Origin of the sequence: Paracoccus sp. (in: a-proteobacteria) (genome assembly GCF_032007265.1) — a bacterium.
Taxonomy (GTDB): Bacteria; Pseudomonadota; Alphaproteobacteria; order Rhodobacterales; family Rhodobacteraceae; genus Paracoccus.
Window position 1 is genome coordinate 95,403 of sequence record NZ_DALZMB010000001.1, and the last position, 19,422, is coordinate 114,824.

Below are 19,422 nucleotides of genomic sequence, written 5' to 3' on the forward strand. Positions count from 1 at the left end.
CGCGAAGCTGGCTTAGCCATGCGGAAAGTGCAAGCACTCACACCCAGCCAAAGGCCGCTCCTAGCCATAATGCGGCCTGCGCCATCCGGCTTTGGCGACGAAAGCCGCCTTGACGCAACGCCGCCAGCCTAAGCAAGGCGCGCGGCGCATGAAGCCCGGCAAATTGCGACAGCACCAGCCGATTGTCAGGCGTCAGCCGATGCGCGGATGCCAGAAGTGCGGCAAGGTTCATCTGGTTCCAGCTCCGCTGCTCGCCCGAGACCATCCGGCGCAGCGCCGCCACGGCTTTGCGCGGCCCCCGCGAGGCCCCGACCTGATTGCCGCCATGCTGACGGTAAAGCGTCGAAGGATGATCCTCCCACAAGACCCGCCCGCCTGCGCCGGTGACAAGTTGATAGATCCACCAATCATGCATTGCGATCGGCCCGGCTTCGCTTTCGGCCTCGCGCACCAGATCGCAAGCCGCCCGGTTCAGCATCAAGGTGTGACCAATGACGATGTTCTGGATCAGCGCATTGCGAAACCCCGGCGCATGGCGCAGTCCTGGGGTCAGCGCGATGGGCGTCAAATCCGCAGCACAGATGGTGACGCGGCTGCACCAGATCGCTGGCCCCTCGCCCGCATGGGCCAGTGCCTGCCCTGCCCTTGCCAGTTTGTCGGGCAACCAGACATCATCTTGATCGCAAAACGCCGCATATTCTGCGCGGTCGGGGATCTGATTGATCAGATGGCGGAAATTGGCGGCTGGCCCCTCGCCCGGCCCTTGGTGGATCTGGACCTGTCCGGGGGCGCAAGCTGACGCGAAGTCCCGCACGATCTGCGGGCTGGCATCGGTCGAGCCGTCATCACCAATAAGCAGCACCCAATCCTTGCGGGATTGGGCGGCAAGGCTGTCCAGCTGCGGCCGCAGATGACGCTCTCCATTATAGAGCGCCATCAGAATGGCAATGCTGCCCTGATGCCCGGCCATGTTCCGCCTGCTTATTAAACAATATCAGCAGACTAGAGTATTCGCCGGGCTTGGGTCCAGTCCTGAAGCAGCGCTTAGGCGGTCGCGGCCGAGATATTCAGCGGTCTTTCGCGAATGGGCAGGTGAATCAGCGCCGAAAACGCCCCGATTCCCACGCCAACCCACCATACGATCGTATAATCTCCATACAGATCATAGAGTTTGCCACCCAGCCAGACCCCCAGGAACGAGCCAAGCTGGTGAGACAGAAAGACAAAACCGTAAAGCGTGCCCATGTAGCGCAGCCCATAGATATAGGCGACAAGCCCCGAGGTCAGTGGCACCGTCGCCAGCCACAATGCCCCCATCACCAGCGAGAAAACCATGACGGTGGTCGGTGTGATCGGCGTCAGGATAAAGATCGCCGAGGCAATGGTGCGCAGCGTATAGACCCCGGCCAGCAGATATTTCTTGGAATAACGCTTGCCCAGCCAGCCCGCCATGATCGAGCCACCGATATTGGCCAGACCGATAACCGAAATGGCAACCGCGCCAAGCGCCGAGGTCGTGGTGATCCCGATCGAGGCCAGCATTCCTCCGGGAAGGATCGGCCCGCACATTTCAGCGATCATGGCCGGGAAATGGGCGGTGATAAAGGCCAGCTGATAGCCGCAGGAAAAGAAGCCCGCAAAGATCATCAGATATGAAGGATCGCTAAAGGCGCGCCGCAAGACCGTGCCAAAGCTTGCGTCCAATTCCTTGGGCTGCGCCAATGCAGGCGCCTTTTTTCCCAAAAGCGGCAAGAACAGCAAAATGGTTAACGCAAGCGCGGCAAAGACCATAAAGACCGACTGCCAGCTCAGGAATGCCAGCAAGATCTCGGCCAGAGGGGCGCCGACGACTTGGCCTGCCGAGCCTGCCGCTGTGGCGATCCCCAAGGCCAGACTGCGGTTTTCGTCGCTTGATGCCCGTCCGACCACCGCCAGAATGACGCCAAAGCCCGTGCCCGCGATGCCAAAACCGACCGCGACCTCCCACATCTGCATGGCAGCTGGGGTGGTGGCATAGGCGCTGAAAAACAACCCCGTCGCATAAAGAGCAACCCCAAGCACCACCGCCAGCCTATCGCCCCATTTCTCGGCCAATGCGCCGAAAATCGGCTGGCCTAGGCCCCAGGCAAGGTTTTGTATCGCGATCGCCAGCGAGAAATCGGTGCGGGGCCAATTGAACTCTGATGCGATGGGGATCTGAAAGACGCCGAAACTTGCGCGCAGGGCGAAGTTGATCAGCAAAATGATCGATCCGCCGACCAGAATTGGGGTGAACAGCGGGGCGCGGGCACTGGACGTGGTCAAAGGATGCTCCGGGATGTGATGTGATGCGAAACTGCGCCCTTGGCGCGACGGCGTCAACTCGTGCTCTATGCGGTATCACCGCCTGCAATCCGCCCGACTGGTCTGCGCCCCCCTCGGGCGTTGCTGCGCTTTGGCCAAAGGAGTATCCTGCCCCCACACGGAGGAGCATCATGTACCAGGTGATCGGAACCGGAAAAAGCCGGGCCATGCGTGTCTTGTGGATTCTGGAAGAGCTGGGCCAACCCTACGAACATATCGCCGAGAATCCGCGCTCGCCCGGGGTTGTTGCCCTTAATCCGGCAGGCAAGATCCCGATCCTGATCGTGGATGGCACGCCGATCACGGATTCCACCGCTATTTTGACCTATCTCGCCGATCACCACGGCGATCTGACCCATCCTGCCGGGACTTTGGCGCGGGCGCGCCAGGACAGCCTGACCCAGTTTTTGCTGGATGAGTTTGACGCGGCCCTATGGCTGGCCGCGCGCCATAGCTTCGTGCTTCCCCAAGAGATGCGCCTTTCGGGGATCAAGAATACCCTGCGCTGGGAGTTCGAGCGCAGCCAGAAAACCTTGCTGTGCCGCATGGGTGAGGGCGAATTTCTGATGGGCGCGCAAATGACCGTGCCCGATTTGATCCTCACCGATTGTCTGACCTGGGCACTGCGCGCGAAATTTCCGATAATCGAGCACCGCTTGTCGGACTATCTCGAACGCATGCGCGCACGTCCGGCGTATCAGTCGGCACTGGCCAAATAGCCCAACGCCCCCAAACCTGCGCGACGCCCCGATGCCAGACAGGCCGTCAGCAGATAGCCCCCGGTCGGCGCCTCCCAATCCAGCATTTCGCCTGCGGCAAAAATGCCGGGCAGCGCTTGCAGTTCAAGATTTTCGCTCATGGCGCCCGCGGTGATGCCGCCCGCCGACGAAATGGCCCGCTCAAGCGGCATGGCCCCGAGGTGACGCAGCGGCAAAGATTTGGCAAGCCGCGCCAGCGCCAAAGCATCGCCGGGCAAAGTGCCGCCCCATTCCATCAACAGCGCCGCGCGAACCGGATCACCCAAGGCGCGCCGTAACCGATTGCCGCGCGATAATTTGGCGGGCGCTCGCGCAAAACGTGCCGCCAGCGCGCCCTCATCCAGATCCGGTGCCAGATCGATCCAAGCCTGCGCCCCATCGCGGATCAGATGCGACAGCTCGTAAATGCCGCCCCCCTCGATTCCGGCTTTGGAAATCACCCATTCCCCGCGCCCGATCACATCACCCGCACAAATGGACACGCCCTTGACCGCAGCGCCAAAATAGCGGGACATCTGCTCGGACCAATCGATGTAAAATCCCATATTTGCGGGGCGGAAGTCGACCATCTCGACATTTTCACGCTGCAAAATCGAGACCCAACCCGCATCCGATCCAAGCCGGGGCCAACTGGCCCCGCCAAGTGCCAGGACCGTGACTTTGGGCCTTACCACTTGCGCCCCGGCCTCGGTCTCAAAGCAAAATCCCCTGCTGCCCGCACCCGGTTCCAGCCCATCGTCCAACCCATGCCAACGCCAGCGTTTACGCAACTCAACACCCAGACCTTCCAGTCGCGCCAGCCAGGCCCGCAGCAAGGGCGAGCCTTTCATTTCGCGTGGAAAAACACGTTTGGTCGAACCGGTAAAAACCTCGCTGCCAAGCCCCTCTGCCCATGCGATCACATCAGCCGGGCCAAATTCTTCCATGCCCAAATATCCATGGGACAGCCCCTCTGGGCCTGGCGCAGCAGGTTGGGCAGAATTGCGGGCAGAACTTCGGGCACAACTGCCTGAAAAATGGCGTAAAAAATCACCAAGATCTTCATTTTTGGTGAGGTTCAGGCCCGACTTTCCGGCCATCAGAAACTTGCGCGCGGGGGTGGGCATGGCCTCGGCAATCACGACCGAGGCCCCGCCCCGCGCAAGGGTCTCGGCCGCCATCAGCCCTGCGGGGCCTGCGCCAATCACCAAAGCGTCCAAGCTCACCGCCGTCCTCTGGGCATCATCGTCAGCCGGATCAGCGCGCGCTCCATCACGGCCATCGTCGGCGCCTTGCTGGATGAGCGCAGCGTCAGATCCGTATCGATCAGGTGGTGAATGGCCTCTTCCAGGGCACGCATGCCCCAGGCCTGAACTTGGCGCGCCATGCGGTCGCGGCGCGGCCCAAAGACCGGCGGCTTCAGGCGTGACAGCCCCTGCACCGGCCCCTCTGGGTCGGATGAGGCCTGATGCAATGCGCGAAAGTGGCGCAAGGCGGCGATGCACAGCGCCACCGGCGCCGTGCCCTGCCCCTCGATGCGCCGCATCAGCCCGGCGAAATCCTTGCTGCGGCCATCGGCCACGGCGGCGATCAGCTCGTCTAGCTCGGCATCGATGGTTGCAGGCGCAAGCGCCGCGATTTCTTCCGGGGTCAGCGGTGTCGGATCGTTGAATTTATAAAGGCCGATCTTCTCGACCGTCTGGCGAAAATCGCCGGGATCAATCGCGCGCGACAGTGTGACCAGATCCTTCATGGCCTCGCGGGGGACGTCGCGCAAACCCGCCGCATTTAGCCAGCGGGTGATTTCCTCTTCGCCCGGAGGATCGTCATAGACGGGCGCTGCGACTGCCGATGGATGGGGCTCGAACAGCTTTCTAAGTGCTGAACTTTTGTTCAAAGCGCCCGCAGCCACCACGATGACCGCATCCCCGCTGCGCCATTGCGCAATGGCTGCGGCGATCGCCGGGGCGACATTGTCGGGGGTATCATCCAGCAAGACGACGCGTTGGCCGGGGAAAAAGCCCACGGCCTTGACCGCATCCAAAAGCTGGGCCGGATCTTTGCGCAGTTCGGCCCCGGCCATGCGGGTCAGGCGCATTTCCTCGTCGGCATTGGGTCCGGTCAGCGCCGCCACCGCCTCGGCACGTTTCAGGGCGACGCGCATGGCGTCTTGGCCGTAGATCAAAAGCGCGGGTTTGTTCGGATCGGGTCGCGCCAGATAGCGGGCGATCTCGGCCCCTTTCAGATTCACGGCTTCACGACCCCGTAAAGGCGGGTAATGACCTGATCCGCCAGCATAAAGGCCAGACGGTCATGCGCATCTTGTTCGGCGGACATGGTGGCGATGGTCGTGCCGGTCGTCGAATAAGAGGTAAAGTTATTGACCTGACCCTTAGCAGCGATCTGACCGTTTGATCGGTCGCGCAGCACAAATTCGGCCGAGCCATTCAGCGAATAGCGCGTGGTGATTTCGTCTGGTGTAATTGCCTGAGGCACCACCGCAATCAGCAGCTGATACTCTAGATCATAGCTGGGGTCTTGTGGCGGCCCCAGCCGTTCGGTGACCCGCCGAACAAAGGCGAAATCATCGACCGTTTTGGGATCGGCCGCGCGGACCTTGCCAAAAAGCTTCGTACCCGGCCCCCCCGGCCCATAGACCGGGGTAAAGCCGCAGGCGGCAAGGCCGCCGACACCGGCCAAAAGGCCGGCGCGAAGGATATTTCGTCTAGACCACAACATTGACGATACGCCCCGGAACCACGATCAGCTTCTTAGGAGCCGATCCTTCCAGGAAACGCTGCACGGTTTCATCCTGCAGGACAAGGGCTTCGATCTGTTCCTTGGGCATATCCTTGGGGACCGAGACCTCGGCGCGGCGCTTGCCGTTGATCTGAATCGGCAGGACGACATTGTCATCGACCAGCATTGCCGGATCGACGACCGGCCAGGGCGCATCCACTGCCAGCCCCTGCCCGCCTGCTTTCGACCAGATTTCCTCGGCCAGATGCGGCACCATTGGCGCCATCAGCTGCGCCAACACGCGCAAGGCAGCGCGCCGCGATTCGCCACCGCCCGAGGATTTGCCAAAGACGTTGGCCAGCTCATAGATTTTGGCCACGGCCTTGTTAAAGGCAAAGCTGTCGATCGAGCGGGTGATTTCATCGATCGCGCGATGGGTTGCGCGGGTCAGATCCAGATCCTCGTCCCCTTCGGGGATCGCATCGGCCAGACGCCACAGCCGCGACAAGAAGCGGTTCGAGGCCTCTGCCCCCGATGCCGTCCATTCGACATCACGCTCGGGCGGGCTGTCGGACAGCATGAACCAACGCGCGGTATCTGCCCCGAAAGAAGAGACGATATTGACCGGATCAACCACGTTTTTCTTGGATTTCGACATTTTGGCCGAGGGAATGATCTCGACCTCCGTGCCATCGGCCAATTTACCGTCGGTCACGTCTTCGGGCAGGTGATAGACCGGGCGACCGCGCTCGTCGCGGGTCAGGTAGATCTCATGCGTAACCATGCCTTGCGTGAACAAAGCATTGAACGGCTCTTTGGACTTTTCGGGCAGATGGTTGGTTTTGACCATCGCACGGGCAAAGAAGCGCGAATAGAGCAGGTGCAGAATCGCATGCTCGATGCCGCCGATATATTGATCGACGTTCATCCAGTAATCGGCATCCTCGCGCACGGTCGGCGTTGCCGCATGGGGCGCGGTGAAGCGCGCATAATACCAAGACGAATCGACAAAGGTGTCCATCGTATCGGTTTCGCGACGCGCAGCCTTGCCGCAATTGGGGCAGGTGGTGTTGCGCCAGGTCGGATGGCGATCCAGCGGATTGCCCGGGATGTCAAAGGTGACATCTTGCGGCAAAAGAATCGGCAAATTCTCTTTTTTCTCGGGAACGGTGCCGCAGGTGTCGCAATGAACGACCGGAATCGGGCAGCCCCAATAGCGCTGACGCGAAATGCCCCAGTCACGCAGGCGATATTTCGTAACGCCTTCGCCATAGCCTGCGGCCTCGGCATGGGTGATCGCCGCAGCAACCGCAGCCTCGCCCGTCTGGTCCTTGTCGCCGGCAAAGCCGCGCACATAGGTCACGGTTTCGGATTTCGTGGGCACATAGGGCGCTTTTGCCACCAGCGCATCGGCTGCGGCTTCGTCCATGCCCGACTCGCCAAAGGTGGCGCGAATCGGCAGGCCGTATTTCGTGGCGAATTCGTGGTCGCGCTCATCATGGGCGGGCGAGCCAAAGATGGCGCCGGTGCCGTAATCCATCAGCACGAAATTCGCGATCCAGACCGGCAGCTCCCAGTCGGGGTCCAGCGGATGGCGGACGCGAATCCCGGTGTCAAAGCCGATTTTCGGAGCTTTTTCCAGCTCTTCCTCGGTGGTGCCGATCTTGCGGGCCTCGGCGGCAAAGGCCGCTGCTTCGGGATTGGTGGCCTCGAGTTGCTTGGCCAGCGGATGGTCCGCCGAGATTGCAACAAAGCTTGCGCCGCGCAGCGTGTCGGGGCGGGTGGTGTAAACCTCGATCTTGGCGAATCCCTCGGGGGCGTTCACGGTATCGAACTGGAATTGCAGCCCGCGCGAGCGGCCAATCCAGTTTTGCTGCATCAGGCGGACCTTTTCGGGCCAGCCATTCAGATCATCCAACGCGCTCAGCAGCTCGTCCGAATAATCCGAGATGCGGAAAAACCATTGCGTCAGCTCGCGCCGCTCGACCGGCGCATTCGAGCGCCAACCCTTGCCGTCGATGACCTGTTCATTGGCCAGAACCGTCATATCGACCGGGTCCCAGTTCACCACCGCATTTTTGCGATAGATCAGACCAGCCTCAAGGAAATCAAGGAACATCGACTGCTGTTGACCGACATAATCGTCGTCACAGGTCGCGAATTCACGGCTCCAGTCGATCGACAGCCCCAGCGGTTTAAGCTGGCCGCGCATCGTGGCGATATTGTTATAGGTCCAGGTGCGGGGATGGCCGCCCTGTTCCATCGCGGCGTTTTCTGCGGGCATGCCAAAAGCGTCCCATCCCATCGGATGCAGCACGCTAAAGCCTTGGGCGCGTTTGTAGCGCGCGACCACATCGCCCATCGTATAGTTGCGGACATGGCCCATGTGGATGCGACCCGACGGATAGGGGAACATCTCTAGGACGTAATATTTCGGGCGGTCATCGCGGGTGGCGCGGAAGGAATCGGCGGCTTCCCATGCAGCCTGCCAGCGCGCTTCGCTTTTTGCGGGATCATAGGACATGAAAGCCTCCGGGCGTCAGATGTGCCCGCAGGGTTTATACGCGGCATTCGAATTGGTCCAGCGCCCCCGAAGGGGCGCGGGCCGAGAAGGCACGAAAGACTGTATTTTTCGTTAAAGCTTGCCGTCTTGAACGCGCAATTGGCGGGCGCGGGTCAAAATGGCGTCCTCGACTGCGCGCACGGTATCGGGCGCAACGGCCCGTCCACCAGCGCCCTCAAGCGAAACTTTCAGCGCGCGCGCATCCAGCGAGGGGTCGCTGACTTTGATCGTCGCGCGATAGGAATTGCCGCCACCCGGAGGCGTGCCATAGCCCGTCACGATGATTCCTGTGAAGGGATCGACCGATTGGATCGGCAGGAAGTTCAGCACTTCAAGGCTGGCATTCCACAGATAGCGGTTCACGGCGACCGTATTGTTGGGGTTTTGTCTGTTCGAAAACAGATCCCAGAAGGTCGATTCGCGGCGCGGAGCTGCGGCTGCGGGCTGATTATTGCCCCCGCCACCCGAGCCAAGGCCTGAACTGGCCGGCCCAGAGCCCATACCCGATCCACCCGAACCAGAGCCACCACCGCAGGCAGCGAGCCCCGCGACCAGGATCAGGGTTGCAGACAGCCTTACCGTGCGTGTGATCATGTGAAAGTCCCCCGGAACGTTCTTGAATTTGCCATAGCGCAATTTGTGCCATTGCGACAAGGCATCACCCGCCCCCTGCCAAGAAACATGGGATTTATTGCCGATATGGTGGCGTGGCCATGTCATGGGGCTGATGCAACGGACTGTGGCTCATGTGCATCACAAAAATCTCTAAACATTTTTACAGCCGCCGTTTCCGTTGCAAACAAGGGGAGGACAAGCGACATACAGTCCATACCCCAAGCCGGGATAACTGGATGGGGCACATGAGAGAGATAAGAGGGAAAACCATGAAAAAGGTTCTTTTCGCTACCAGCGCCCTGGTTCTGTCGGCTGGCTTCGCTTCGGCTGAAGTCGCTGTCTCGGGTGACGGCCGCATGGGTATGATCTACGACGGCAACGACGTTCAGTTCTCGAGCCGCGCTCGCGTTCTGTTCACCCTGACCGGTGAGTCGGATGCAGGTCTGTCGTTCGGCGGTAAATTCCGCGTCGACCAAGAAAACTACTCGTCGAACGCATACCGTTCGGCAGCTCGCGGCACCGCAGGCCAAGTCTGGATTTCGGGCACCTACGGCAAGCTGGCCATGGGCGACGTTGTTTCGGCTTCGGAAGCTGCAATCGGCGACCTCTATGAAATCGGCTACACCGACGGCGCTTTCGCTGGCGATCAGGAAGAAATCAAGTACCTGACCGCAGACGGTGAAAACCTGAACCAGGGCCCGAGCATCCTGTACTCGTACGGCGTGAACGGCTTCACCTTCTACGCATCGGCTTCGGACGGTTCGACCAACGTTTGCGCTGGCGCAATCACCGGTTCGGGCACCATTATTGGCTACGACGCCGACGGTCGCGCGATCGTTGACGGTTGTGTAGACAACGAAGACACCGACATCGCTTACTCGCTGGCAGCAGCTTACGAAGCTGGCAACTACAACGTTGGCCTCGGCTACGCTAAGCACGGCGACGCAGACGAAATCGTTCTCGGCGGTGAAGCCAAGTTCGACCAGTTCTCGGTCAAAGGTGTGTACGCAAAGTGGAGCGATCGCTTCACCGGTGGTGCAGACTCGGAGAAACTGGACTCGAGCATCGGCCTCTCGGCTGCTTACCAAGCTGACGCGGTCCTCGTGAAAGGCTTCTACATCCGCGACAAGTTCAAATACGCGGTTGCTGACAGCGAATCGTTCGACTCGTTCGGTATCGGCGCTGACTACGACCTGGGTGGCGGTGCTACCTTGGCTGGTGCGATCATCGACACCGACTACCTGAACGACACCGTTGCTGACCTCGGTGTGAAATTCAAATTCTGATCTGATCAGAATTAGGATTATAAGAGCGGGCCTTGTGCCCGCTCTTTTCATTTGGGACAGTGCCGATATGGGACTGAAAGACATCAAAGACCGCATTTCTGCGGCAGAATTGGCAAACGGCCGTGCGCCGGGAAGTGTGACCCTGATCGCGGTCAGCAAGGTTCAACCTTTGGACCGGGTCGAGGCCGTTTTGGCACAGAGTCAGCGCATTTTCGGCGAGAATTACGTGCAAGAGACGGCGGGAAAATGGCCGGCATGGCGGGAAAAGTTTCCCGATGCACAGGTGCATATGATTGGCCCGCTACAGACCAACAAGCTGAAGCAAGCGCTTGATCTGTTCGATGCGATCCACACGGTTGATCGGATGTCACTGGTCGAGAAATTGGCCCGTCAGGTGCAGGCACGCGGACAATGCCCGCAGCTGTTCATACAGGTCAATACCGGTGCCGAGCCGCAAAAGGCAGGGGTTCTTCCCGTGGAGGCGGATGGCTTTATAGCGGCATGCCGCGGGCTGGACCTGGCGCTAGAGGGGGTAATGTGCATCCCCCCAGACGACGTAGACCCTGCGCCCCATTTCATTCAACTTGCTGAAATTGCAAAAAGAAATGGGCTAAAGGGACTGTCGATGGGGATGAGTGCGGACTTTGAGATTGCCATTGCCCATGGCGCTACACATATCCGCGTCGGCTCGGCGATTTTCGGATCACGCAGCTATACCTGATGGGCCACCGCGCTTTGACGCGGGCGATATCTGACCATGTCCGGCGGTACGATCAGCGTGGCGCCGGGCGTGACATTCTCTGCCAGCCAGCGCAGATCGCCCCGCGACATGGCGATACATCCTGCGGTCGGATAGCCGGGGCGCCGCCATTGGTGCAGAAAAATGGCCGAGCCCATCCCGGGCACAGCATTGGGCCAGTTCCAATCCGTTAAAAGCACCAGATCATAAAGCGGATCGGACCGGCGCAATGCCTCGTGGCTGGGGGCATAGGGCGCGCGCACATGTTGGTTATAGGCCGCGTCCTCCGAGGCATCGCTCCAAAGGTCGCCGGGCAGAATCGCTTGCGCCCATGGGGCAGGGCGGGTGACACGGTCGGGGCGGTATAGCAGGCCCGTGATACGGTGCAGCCCAACCGGGGTGGCCCCGTCGCCCTCGCGTTTATCGCGACGAACGCCGCCCCGTCCGGCGGTGCAAGGCAGAACGCGACCCATAAAATGCAACCCGCGCGGCGTCAGCAGCAGATCTCCGACCTTCATAGCAAATGCCCTGATTTCTCGGCTTTGACTGCCAGGTAATGCTGATTGAAGCGGTTGCTGGGCGTGATCAGCGGAACTCGCTCGGGGACGGCGATACCATGACCTTCCAGCATCGCGACTTTGCGTGGGTTGTTGGTCATCAGCCTGACCGCGTCAAATCCCATGCGCCGCAGGATTGCCGCACCAATGCGAAAGTCGCGTTCATCATCTTCAAAGCCAAGGCGATGATTGGCATCTACCGTGTCAAAGCCTTGATTTTGCAACGAATAAGCCCGCATTTTATTGGCAAGGCCAATTCCGCGACCCTCTTGGTTAAGGTAAAGCAGCACGCCCGAGCCATTTTGACCCATCGCAGCCAGCGCGGCATGCAGCTGTGGGCCGCAGTCGCATTTGAGGCTGCCCAGAACGTCACCGGTAAAGCAGGCCGAATGCAGACGCGCCAGCACCGGCTGATCGCGGGGCGGATCCCCGATTTCGACCGCGTAATGTTCGGCGGCTCCGTCATCGGGGCGAAAGATATGCAGTCGCGAATTTTCCGCCGACGCCAAAGGCAGGCGCGCCGCAGCCACCGGCAGCATCGCGGCCTCGCTTGAAAGCTGGTGCAAGGCGGCCTCGGGGGGCAGGGCGGTCAGCGCAGGGGGGGGCGTATCGACGGCAACCATCAGCACGGCCGGCAAAAGCTGCGCGGATTTTGCCAGTGCAATGGCGGTGCGATGTGCCGCGACCTCGCCCCCGCGCTCGGATTGCAGCGGGCCTTTTAGCGGTGTCATCAGATCGCCCGATGGGTCTGCAACCGCCCGCAACCATGCCAGATCGGCATCTTTCGGCACGATGATCCGCGCCAGATCCTTGTCATAGACCCGCGCCTTGAGGGTGGCGGCGCGCCAATCCGTGATGGCAAGTGCCGCTGGCCCCAGGGCACGCATTTGGGCCAGTCGGGTGGGCGACAGGGTCTCGACCGCGGCGGCCAGATAGCCGCCAACGTAAACCGGCAGACCCATGCGCAGGTCAGAGCGGGCACGGGAAACGGTCTCGGCAAGGGTTGGAATCAGGCTCATGATGCTCGCGAAAGTGAAACAATTTGAAACATACCGGCGTTATCCGACAACTCCATGTGAGAAATCGCGCAAGTAGCTGGACCTTTTACGGCACTCTTCGCAGGTTTCACCCAACAAGCCAAAGGAGGCAAGTATGGCTGGACTTAAAAAGATCCTTCTGGTCGATGATGAAGATGACCTGCGCGAGGCCCTGGCCGAGCAGCTTGTCGCAACCGAGGACTTCGATGTGTTCGAGGCAGCCACCGGCGCCGAGGCCGTCGAGCGCACGAAAGCCGCTATTTTTGATCTGGTGGTGCTGGATGTCGGGCTTCCCGATACCGATGGCCGCGAGCTGTGCAAACGGTTGCGCAAGCAGGGCGTGAAATGCCCAATCGTGATGCTGACCGGCCATGACACGGACGCCGATACGATTTTGGGTCTGGATTCAGGTGCCAATGACTATATCACCAAGCCGTTCAAGTTCCCGGTCCTTCTGGCACGTTTGCGCGCCCAGTTGCGCACGCATGAACAGTCCGAGGATGCGATTTTCCAGCTTGGACCATATACGTTCAAGCCTTCGATGAAGATGTTGATCGATCAGAAGGACCGCAAGATCCGCCTGACCGAAAAAGAAACCAATATCCTCAAATTCCTGTATCGCGCTGCCGATGGCGTCGTCCCGCGCGAGATTTTGCTGCATGAGGTCTGGGGCTACAACGCTGGCGTCACGACCCATACGCTTGAGACCCACATCTATCGCTTGCGTCAGAAAATCGAGCCCGATCCCTCGAATGCACGTCTGCTGGTCACTGAAAGCGGTGGCTATCGCCTGGTTGCATAAAGTCATCGCAAAACTGTGACGATGTCTTGGGAACCGGGAATGATTTAGGGGGTTGGTGCTACGAGGAATGTGTGACGAGTTCGATGTTTACCAAGTGATTACCAAGTGATTACCAAGTAGTGCCCCAGTGGCCGGGGTGTAGGCCACAGATTTTCTGTCCCTCTCTCTCCTCCCTGTTGGACTGCCCCGGCCATTGTGCCGGGGCTTTTTCTTGTTCTGGGGGTCGGCAGCGCCGTCTCGACTTGCGGTGTTTCAGCCGCTAGGCTCTGCCCGAAAAAAAGGAGCGCGCCCATGTTCACCCTCGCCACCTGGAACATCAACTCTGTCCGCTTGCGCGAGGCGCTGGTTGCCCGCTTTCTGACCGAAGAGGCCCCGGATGTCCTGTGCCTTCAGGAATGCAAAAGCCCGGTCGAGAAGATCCCGCTCGAGACCTTTCACGCGCTGGGATACACCCACATGGTTGCCCGCGGCCAAAAGGGCTATAACGGCGTGGCCATCCTGTCGCGCCTGCCGCTAGAGGATGCGGGCGATCGCGATTATGCCGGGCTGGGCCACGCCCGCCATGTTGCGGCGCGGCTGGAAAATGGCGTGACCATCCATAACTTTTATGTGCCTGCGGGCGGCGATGTTCCTGATCGCGAGCAGAATGTGAAATTCGGCCAAAAGCTTGATTTTCTGGCGGAAATGCGTGACGTTTTTCATGCAGACAACCCGCAGAAGTCGATCATGGTTGGGGATTTGAACATCGCCCCGCGCGAGGATGACGTGTGGAACCATAAGGCGCTGCTGAAAATCGTCAGCCACACACCCATCGAAGTCGAGCATCTGGCGCAGGCGCAGGATGCGGGCAAGTGGGTAGATGTCACCCGCAAGGACATTCCCGAAGGCAAGCTTTACTCTTGGTGGAGCTATCGCTCGCCTGATTGGGATGCGGCTGACAAGGGGCGGCGTCTGGATCACGTCTGGGCCACGCCCGACATCGCCAATTCCGCCCATGGCAGCCGTATTTTGCGCCCGGTGCGCGGCTGGGAGCAGCCAAGCGATCACGTGCCCGTCTTTGCCAAGTTCGATCTATAAGCTTGGGCATGGACTTCAGCACGGGCAGGGGCGCTGCGGCCTTTGGTTAGGCTAAGTTGCGACTTGTCACACTGCGACCGAAACGGCCCTTTCGCTTATCGGCTGCAAGCACCATATTGGCGGGAACAAAGTATTCCCAAGCCGTTTGAGGATAAGCATGGTTAATCTGTTCGAAGGCGGCGCGCCTGCAGCAAGTGACATGATCAAGGATGTCTCCGAAGAGACCTTCATGGAGGATGTCGTCCAGCGCTCGATGGAGGTTCCCGTCATCGTCGATTTCTGGGCGCCCTGGTGTGGCCCTTGCAAGACGCTTGGCCCGCAGCTTGAGGCCGAGGTCACCAAGGCCAAGGGCCGGGTGGCCATGGTCAAGGTCAATGTCGATGAAAATCAGATGATCGCCAGCCAGCTGCGCGTGCAGTCGATCCCCACGGTTTTTGCCTTCTATCAAGGCCAGCCGGTCGACGCATTTCAGGGTGCGATCCCGCCCAGCCAGATTAAGCAGTTTGTCGAAAAGCTCTTGGCCCTTGGCGGCGATGATGGCGGCCTAGGCGCCGCGCTGGAAGCGGCCGAGGCGATGCTGGACGAGGGTGCCGCAGAGGACGCCGCCGAAACCTTTGGCGCCATTCTGGGCGAAGAGCCGGAAAACCCGCAGGCTTGGGGCGGCTTGATCCGCGCGCATCTCGCCGCAGGCAAACTGGCCGAGGCCGAACAATCGCTAAGCCAGGTTCCGGCGGCGATCACCTCGGCTGGTCCGGTCGAAGCGGCCCGCGCACAGCTGCAATTGGCGCAGCAGGCCGCACAGGCAGGCCCGCTGGACGAGCTGCGTGCCAAGGTCGAGGCCGATCCCAAGGATCATCAGGCGCGTCTGGATTATGCCACCGCGCTGCATGCCGATGGCAATGTCGAAGAGGCGATTAACCAGCTGCTGGAATCGTTCCGCATTGATCGCGAATGGAATGAGGGCGCAGCAAAGGCTCAGCTCATCACCATTTTTGATGCGCTCAAACCCACCGATCCGCTGGCACAAAAAGGCCGCCGCCGGATGTCTTCGCTGATCTTCTCCTGATGCTTCGGCGTTTCGATCTGCCCGATACCCTAGCGCTGTTCCCTCTGGAGGGGGCGGTGCTGATGCCGCGCGGGCGCTTGCCGCTGCAAATCTTCGAGCCACGCTACCTGCAACTGATCGAGGATGTGCTCAAGACCTCGCAGCGGTTGATCGGCATGGTTCAGCCCCAGGAAGGCGGCCTCGAGGGGCTGGCCAGCATCGGCACGGCCGGACGGATCAGTGCCTTCTCCGAGATGGATGACGGGCGCTATATGATCACCTTGCGCGCCGTTTCCCGCTTTCGCCTGACCGAAGTGCGCCCTGGTTTTACGCCCTATCTGCAAGGCGATGTCGATTGGAGCGATTTTGCCCAGGACCGCTCGCAGCAGCCCGAAATCGACGCGGATTTCGACCGCAAATCCCTGCTGGAGCGCCTGCGCCGCTTCATGGAGGCACATGAGCTGTCCACCGATTGGGAAGCCGCAGAAACCGTCGAAAATGAGACCTTGGTTAATTCATTGGCCATGCTCTTACCGCTCGGAAACGAGGAAAAACAGGCTTTGCTTGAGGCAACGACCCTAAGCAAACGTCGCGAGCTGCTGGATGGGTTGATCGAATATGCCCTACGCAGTGGCGACCACGAGGAAATCATCCAATGACCGATGCCCAAAGCGATAAATTCACGCCGGATGCGGCCGCGCCCGAAACTGCGCGCGCGCCGGGGCGTGAATTCGATCGTCACATGCTCGAGGCGCTTGTTTGCCCGATCACCCATACCACGCTGCAATATGACGCGGTCCGCCAAGAGCTGATCTCTCGGGCGGCCGGGCTGGCCTTTCCGATCCATGACGGTATTCCGATCATGCTGGTCGGCGAGGCTCGCCAGATCAAGGCCGACGAATAAGAAAATGGCGCAGAAATCTGCGCCATTTTTGTTGGATCTGGTCCGTTATTCTAAATTACAGCCCCAAGCCCTCATCCGCGCCCAGCATCAGGTTCAGGTTCTGAACCGCTGCCCCTGATGCGCCTTTGCCCAGATTGTCCAGGACGGCCACCAGAACGGCACAGCCATTTTCTTCATCGCCATGCACCGAAATCTCTAGGCGATTGGTATCGTTCAACTTACTGGGCACAACTCGCGCTTCAGGCTCGATCACGCTGACAAAACGCTCACCCGCGTAATGGGCCGCCAAAGCATCGCGCAGATTGACCAGATTGCGGCAATTATCCAGATGCAGCGGAACTTGCACCACCATGCCTTGGGCGAAATTGCCCACGCTTGGCGCGAAAACCGGACGCGTGGACAGCGTGGCATAGCGCATGATCTCGGGCAGGTGCTTGTGCTTTTGTGACAAAGCATAAACGAAATGCGCAGGCGCCTCTTGGCGCTCATATTCCGCAATCAGCTCTTTGCCGCCGCCGGTATAACCCGAGACCGCATTGATCGACAGCGCCTCATCCTTGCCAATCAGACCTGCCGTCACCAATGGCGCCAAAAGCGCAATCGCCCCGGTCGAATAGCAGCCCGGATTCGAGACATATTTCGCCGCGCCAATCGCTGCCCGACGTTCACGGTCCAACTCGGCAAAGCCAAACACCCATGCCGGATCGACGCGATGCGCGGTCGACGCGTCGATAAAGCGCACGTCCAGACCCTCGGCCAATGCCACGGCCTCTTTTGCCGGTTGATCAGGCAGGCACAGGATCGCGACATCTGCCGCAGCCATCGCCGCGCGGCGCGCATCCCCATCCTTGCGGCGCGCAGGATCGATCTGGATCAGCTCAATATCTGCGCGGCGCACCAGCCGCTCGCGGATCTGCAGACCCGTCGTCCCGGCCTCGCCGTCGATGAAAACCTTATATGCCATGGCTGCGTCTCCTTATGGGCGCCTCTTTAACGCCCAAGCACACACCGATCAATCAGCGCGCGCAAATCTCCGAACGCACGAGGAAACGCTTCTCGCGTCCGTTGTCCAGCGAAAACATGCCACCCCGACCCGCAACCACATCGATTATCAGATCAGTATGCTCCCAGGCCGCCGCTTGAGAGGCCGAGATGTAAAACGGCATCCCCCCGATTTCGCCCAGACAGACATCGCGCTCGCCCAAACGAAACTCACCTTGCGCAAAACACATCGGGCTCGATCCATCGCAGCATCCGCCCGATTGATGAAACATCACCGGACCATGATCGGCCACGATCTCTTCAATCAGCTTCAAGGCCTCAGCCGTCGCGCTTACGCTGCCCATGCTCATTCTCTTTCACCCAAATACCCCCGCCAGAGGCAGCGGCCCCCGTGGGGGCCGCTTTCTTTGCTTAGAAAAAGCCCAGCTTTTTGGGCGAGTAGCTGACCAGCATGTTCTTGGTCTGCTGATAATGATCCAGCATCATTTTGTGGTTTTCACGACCGATGCCCGACTGCTTGTAGCCGCCAAAGGCCGCATGGGCAGGATAGGCGTGATAGCAATTGGTCCAGACGCGGCCTGCTTTGATGCCGCGACCCATGCGGTAGCAGGTATTGGCATCGCGCGACCACACGCCGGCGCCAAGGCCGTAAAGCGTGTCATTGGCGATCTCCAGCGCATCGGCCTGATCCTTGAAGGTCGTGACCGAAACGACCGGGCCAAAGATTTCCTCTTGGAAAATCCGCATCTTGTTGTTGCCGCGGAAAATCGTCGGCTCGATGTAATAGCCACCCGACAGATCGCCGCCCAGATCGGCTGCCTTGCCGCCTGTCAGCACTTCCGCACCCTCTTTGCGACCAATGTCGAAATAGGACAGGATCTTTTCCTTTTGCTCGCTTGATGCCTGTGCGCCAATCATGGTTGCCGCGTCGCGCGGATCGCCCTGCTTGATTGCCTGCACCCGTTTGACCGCGCGCTCCATAAAGCGGTCATAGATCGATTCCTGTACCAGAACCCGCGAAGGGCAGGTGCAGACTTCGCCCTGGTTCAAGGCGAACATTGCAAAGCCTTCCAACGCCTTGTCGAAGAAATCATCATCTTCGCGCGCAATATCCTCGAAGAAGATATTGGGGGATTTGCCGCCCAGTTCCAGCGTGACCGGGATCAGGTTCTCGGTCGCATATTGCATGATCAGACGGCCGGTGGTGGTTTCCCCGGTAAAGGCGATCTTCGAGATGCGCGGGCTGGAGGCCAGGGGTTTGCCGGCCTCAAGGCCAAAGCCATTGACGATGTTCAGCACGCCGGGCGGCAGCAGATCACCGACGACGCTGATCCAGACCATGATGCTGGCCGGGGTCTGCTCGGCGGGTTTGATGACAATGCAGTTGCCCGCAGCCAGGGCCGGGGCCAGCTTCCAACATGCCATCAGCAGCGGAAAGTTCCACGGGATGATCTGGCCGACCACACCCAGCGGTTCTTGAAAGTGATAGGCGACGGTGTCGTTGTCGATCTGGCTGATCGCGCCTTCCTGTGCGCGCAATGCCCCCGCGAAATAGCGGAAATGGTCGATTGCCAGCGGCACGTCTGCAGCCATGGTTTCGCGAATGGGCTTACCATTGTCCCAGGTTTCGGCCGCAGCCAGCAGCTCTAGGTTCTGCTCCATCCGGTCGGCGATTTTCAGCAGCACATTGCTGCGCTCGGTTGCAGAGGTCGCACCCCATCTGTCCTTGGCCCCATGGGCGGCATCCAGCGCCAGATCGATATCGGCTGCAGAGGACCGGGCGATCTCGCCAATCTCGGCGCCGGTGATCGGGGTGGTGTTGGTGAAATATTTGCCCGACTGCGGAGGCACGAATTTGCCGCCAATGAAGTTGTCATAGCGCTTGGCAAATGGCGAGACATTCACCCCTTTGAAGTCATGCGTCTGATCGTTCGGCATTTCATTCTCCCTAGGAACCGGCCTCCTCGCCGGATTAA

20 protein-coding genes are annotated in these 19,422 nt (G+C 60.1%); 8 read left to right on the top strand and 12 right to left on the bottom strand.

The window, feature by feature from the left end:
* Positions 1–37 precede the first annotated feature (37 nt).
* Positions 38–970, bottom strand: a complete 933-nt coding sequence (locus tag RTS12_RS00485; protein ID WP_312524643.1) for a glycosyltransferase family 2 protein — start codon at positions 968–970, stop codon at positions 38–40.
* 74 nt (positions 971–1,044) lie between these two features.
* A complete protein-coding gene (locus RTS12_RS00490) occupies positions 1,045–2,304 on the bottom strand; it encodes an MFS transporter (protein ID WP_312524644.1) in 1,260 nt (419 codons plus the stop codon).
* 170 nt (positions 2,305–2,474) lie between these two features.
* Here RTS12_RS00490 and RTS12_RS00495 point away from each other — a divergent pair, with 170 nt between their 5' ends.
* Positions 2,475–3,062, top strand: a complete 588-nt coding sequence (locus RTS12_RS00495) for a glutathione S-transferase family protein (RefSeq protein ID WP_312524645.1) — start codon at positions 2,475–2,477, stop codon at positions 3,060–3,062.
* Here RTS12_RS00495 and RTS12_RS00500 read toward each other — a convergent pair.
* The 5 genes from RTS12_RS00500 to RTS12_RS00520 form a co-directional block, all read right to left on the bottom strand.
* Positions 3,041–4,300: a TIGR03862 family flavoprotein gene (locus RTS12_RS00500; protein ID WP_312524687.1), complete on the bottom strand. Its 1,260-nt coding sequence runs from the start codon at positions 4,298–4,300 to the stop codon at positions 3,041–3,043. The two genes, RTS12_RS00495 and RTS12_RS00500, sit on opposite strands and share 22 nt — an antisense overlap.
* A 2-nt stretch (positions 4,301–4,302) precedes the next feature.
* Positions 4,303–5,331: a DNA polymerase III subunit delta gene (gene holA, locus RTS12_RS00505; protein ID WP_312524646.1), complete on the bottom strand. Its 1,029-nt coding sequence runs from the start codon at positions 5,329–5,331 to the stop codon at positions 4,303–4,305.
* On the bottom strand, positions 5,328–5,819 hold the full coding sequence (gene lptE / locus RTS12_RS00510; RefSeq protein WP_312524647.1) for an LPS assembly lipoprotein LptE: 492 nt from the start codon (positions 5,817–5,819) through the stop codon (positions 5,328–5,330). The genes holA and lptE overlap by 4 nt, the downstream gene beginning before the upstream one ends.
* Positions 5,806–8,343 (bottom strand): leucine--tRNA ligase, encoded by a 2,538-nt coding sequence (gene leuS / locus RTS12_RS00515; RefSeq protein WP_312524648.1) that lies wholly within the window; start codon positions 8,341–8,343, stop codon positions 5,806–5,808. The genes lptE and leuS overlap by 14 nt, the downstream gene beginning before the upstream one ends.
* A 111-nt stretch (positions 8,344–8,454) precedes the next feature.
* Positions 8,455–8,976: a DUF3576 domain-containing protein gene (locus RTS12_RS00520; RefSeq protein ID WP_312524688.1), complete on the bottom strand. Its 522-nt coding sequence runs from the start codon at positions 8,974–8,976 to the stop codon at positions 8,455–8,457.
* A gap of 290 nt (positions 8,977–9,266) precedes the next feature.
* Here RTS12_RS00520 and RTS12_RS00525 point away from each other — a divergent pair, with 290 nt between their 5' ends.
* Complete coding sequence (locus RTS12_RS00525) at positions 9,267–10,283, top strand: porin (RefSeq protein ID WP_312524649.1); 1,017 nt, start codon at positions 9,267–9,269, stop codon at positions 10,281–10,283.
* Positions 10,284–10,350: 67 nt separating this feature from the next.
* Positions 10,351–11,004 carry a YggS family pyridoxal phosphate-dependent enzyme gene (locus RTS12_RS00530; protein ID WP_312524689.1) on the top strand — a complete coding sequence of 218 codons (654 nt, stop codon included), beginning with the start codon at positions 10,351–10,353 and terminating at the stop codon, positions 11,002–11,004.
* On the opposite strand, the gene RTS12_RS00535 is transcribed toward RTS12_RS00530, so the two are convergent.
* Positions 10,995–11,540 carry a L,D-transpeptidase family protein gene (locus tag RTS12_RS00535; RefSeq protein WP_312524650.1) on the bottom strand — a complete coding sequence of 182 codons (546 nt, stop codon included), beginning with the start codon at positions 11,538–11,540 and terminating at the stop codon, positions 10,995–10,997. The genes RTS12_RS00530 and RTS12_RS00535 overlap by 10 nt on opposite strands.
* Positions 11,537–12,598, bottom strand: coding sequence for a GTP cyclohydrolase II (ribA, locus tag RTS12_RS00540; RefSeq protein ID WP_312524651.1), 1,062 nt, complete (start codon positions 12,596–12,598; stop codon positions 11,537–11,539). Before ribA ends, RTS12_RS00535 begins: the two co-directional genes overlap by 4 nt.
* Before the next feature lie 133 nt (positions 12,599–12,731).
* On the opposite strand from ribA, the gene RTS12_RS00545 reads away from it, so the two are divergent.
* The 5 genes from RTS12_RS00545 (at position 12,732) to RTS12_RS00565 (ending at position 16,444) form a co-directional block, all read left to right on the top strand.
* Entirely contained in the window at positions 12,732–13,418 is a 687-nt protein-coding gene (locus RTS12_RS00545) for a response regulator transcription factor (RefSeq protein WP_312524652.1), read from the top strand.
* Between the two features lie 291 nt (positions 13,419–13,709).
* Positions 13,710–14,495 carry an exodeoxyribonuclease III gene (locus tag RTS12_RS00550; protein WP_312524653.1) on the top strand — a complete coding sequence of 262 codons (786 nt, stop codon included), beginning with the start codon at positions 13,710–13,712 and terminating at the stop codon, positions 14,493–14,495.
* A gap of 157 nt (positions 14,496–14,652) precedes the next feature.
* The gene (trxA, locus tag RTS12_RS00555) at positions 14,653–15,561 is read left to right on the top strand and encodes a thioredoxin (RefSeq protein WP_312524654.1); all 909 of its coding nucleotides are present in this window, start codon (positions 14,653–14,655) and stop codon (positions 15,559–15,561) included.
* Complete coding sequence (locus RTS12_RS00560) at positions 15,561–16,199, top strand: LON peptidase substrate-binding domain-containing protein (RefSeq protein ID WP_312524655.1); 639 nt, start codon at positions 15,561–15,563, stop codon at positions 16,197–16,199. The genes trxA and RTS12_RS00560 overlap by 1 nt, the downstream gene beginning before the upstream one ends.
* An 83-nt stretch (positions 16,200–16,282) precedes the next feature.
* Entirely contained in the window at positions 16,283–16,444 is a 162-nt protein-coding gene (locus tag RTS12_RS00565; RefSeq protein ID WP_312524690.1) for a Trm112 family protein, read from the top strand.
* Between the two features lie 55 nt (positions 16,445–16,499).
* On the opposite strand, the gene argC is transcribed toward RTS12_RS00565, so the two are convergent.
* From argC to adh, 3 genes are all read right to left on the bottom strand, one after another.
* Positions 16,500–17,408: an N-acetyl-gamma-glutamyl-phosphate reductase gene (gene argC, locus RTS12_RS00570; protein ID WP_312524656.1), complete on the bottom strand. Its 909-nt coding sequence runs from the start codon at positions 17,406–17,408 to the stop codon at positions 16,500–16,502.
* A 52-nt stretch (positions 17,409–17,460) separates the two neighbouring features.
* A complete protein-coding gene (locus RTS12_RS00575) occupies positions 17,461–17,790 on the bottom strand; it encodes a DUF779 domain-containing protein (protein ID WP_312524657.1) in 330 nt (109 codons plus the stop codon).
* Between the two features lie 67 nt (positions 17,791–17,857).
* Positions 17,858–19,384 carry an aldehyde dehydrogenase gene (gene adh / locus RTS12_RS00580; RefSeq protein WP_312524658.1) on the bottom strand — a complete coding sequence of 509 codons (1,527 nt, stop codon included), beginning with the start codon at positions 19,382–19,384 and terminating at the stop codon, positions 17,858–17,860.
* Positions 19,385–19,422: the final 38 nt, after the last annotated feature.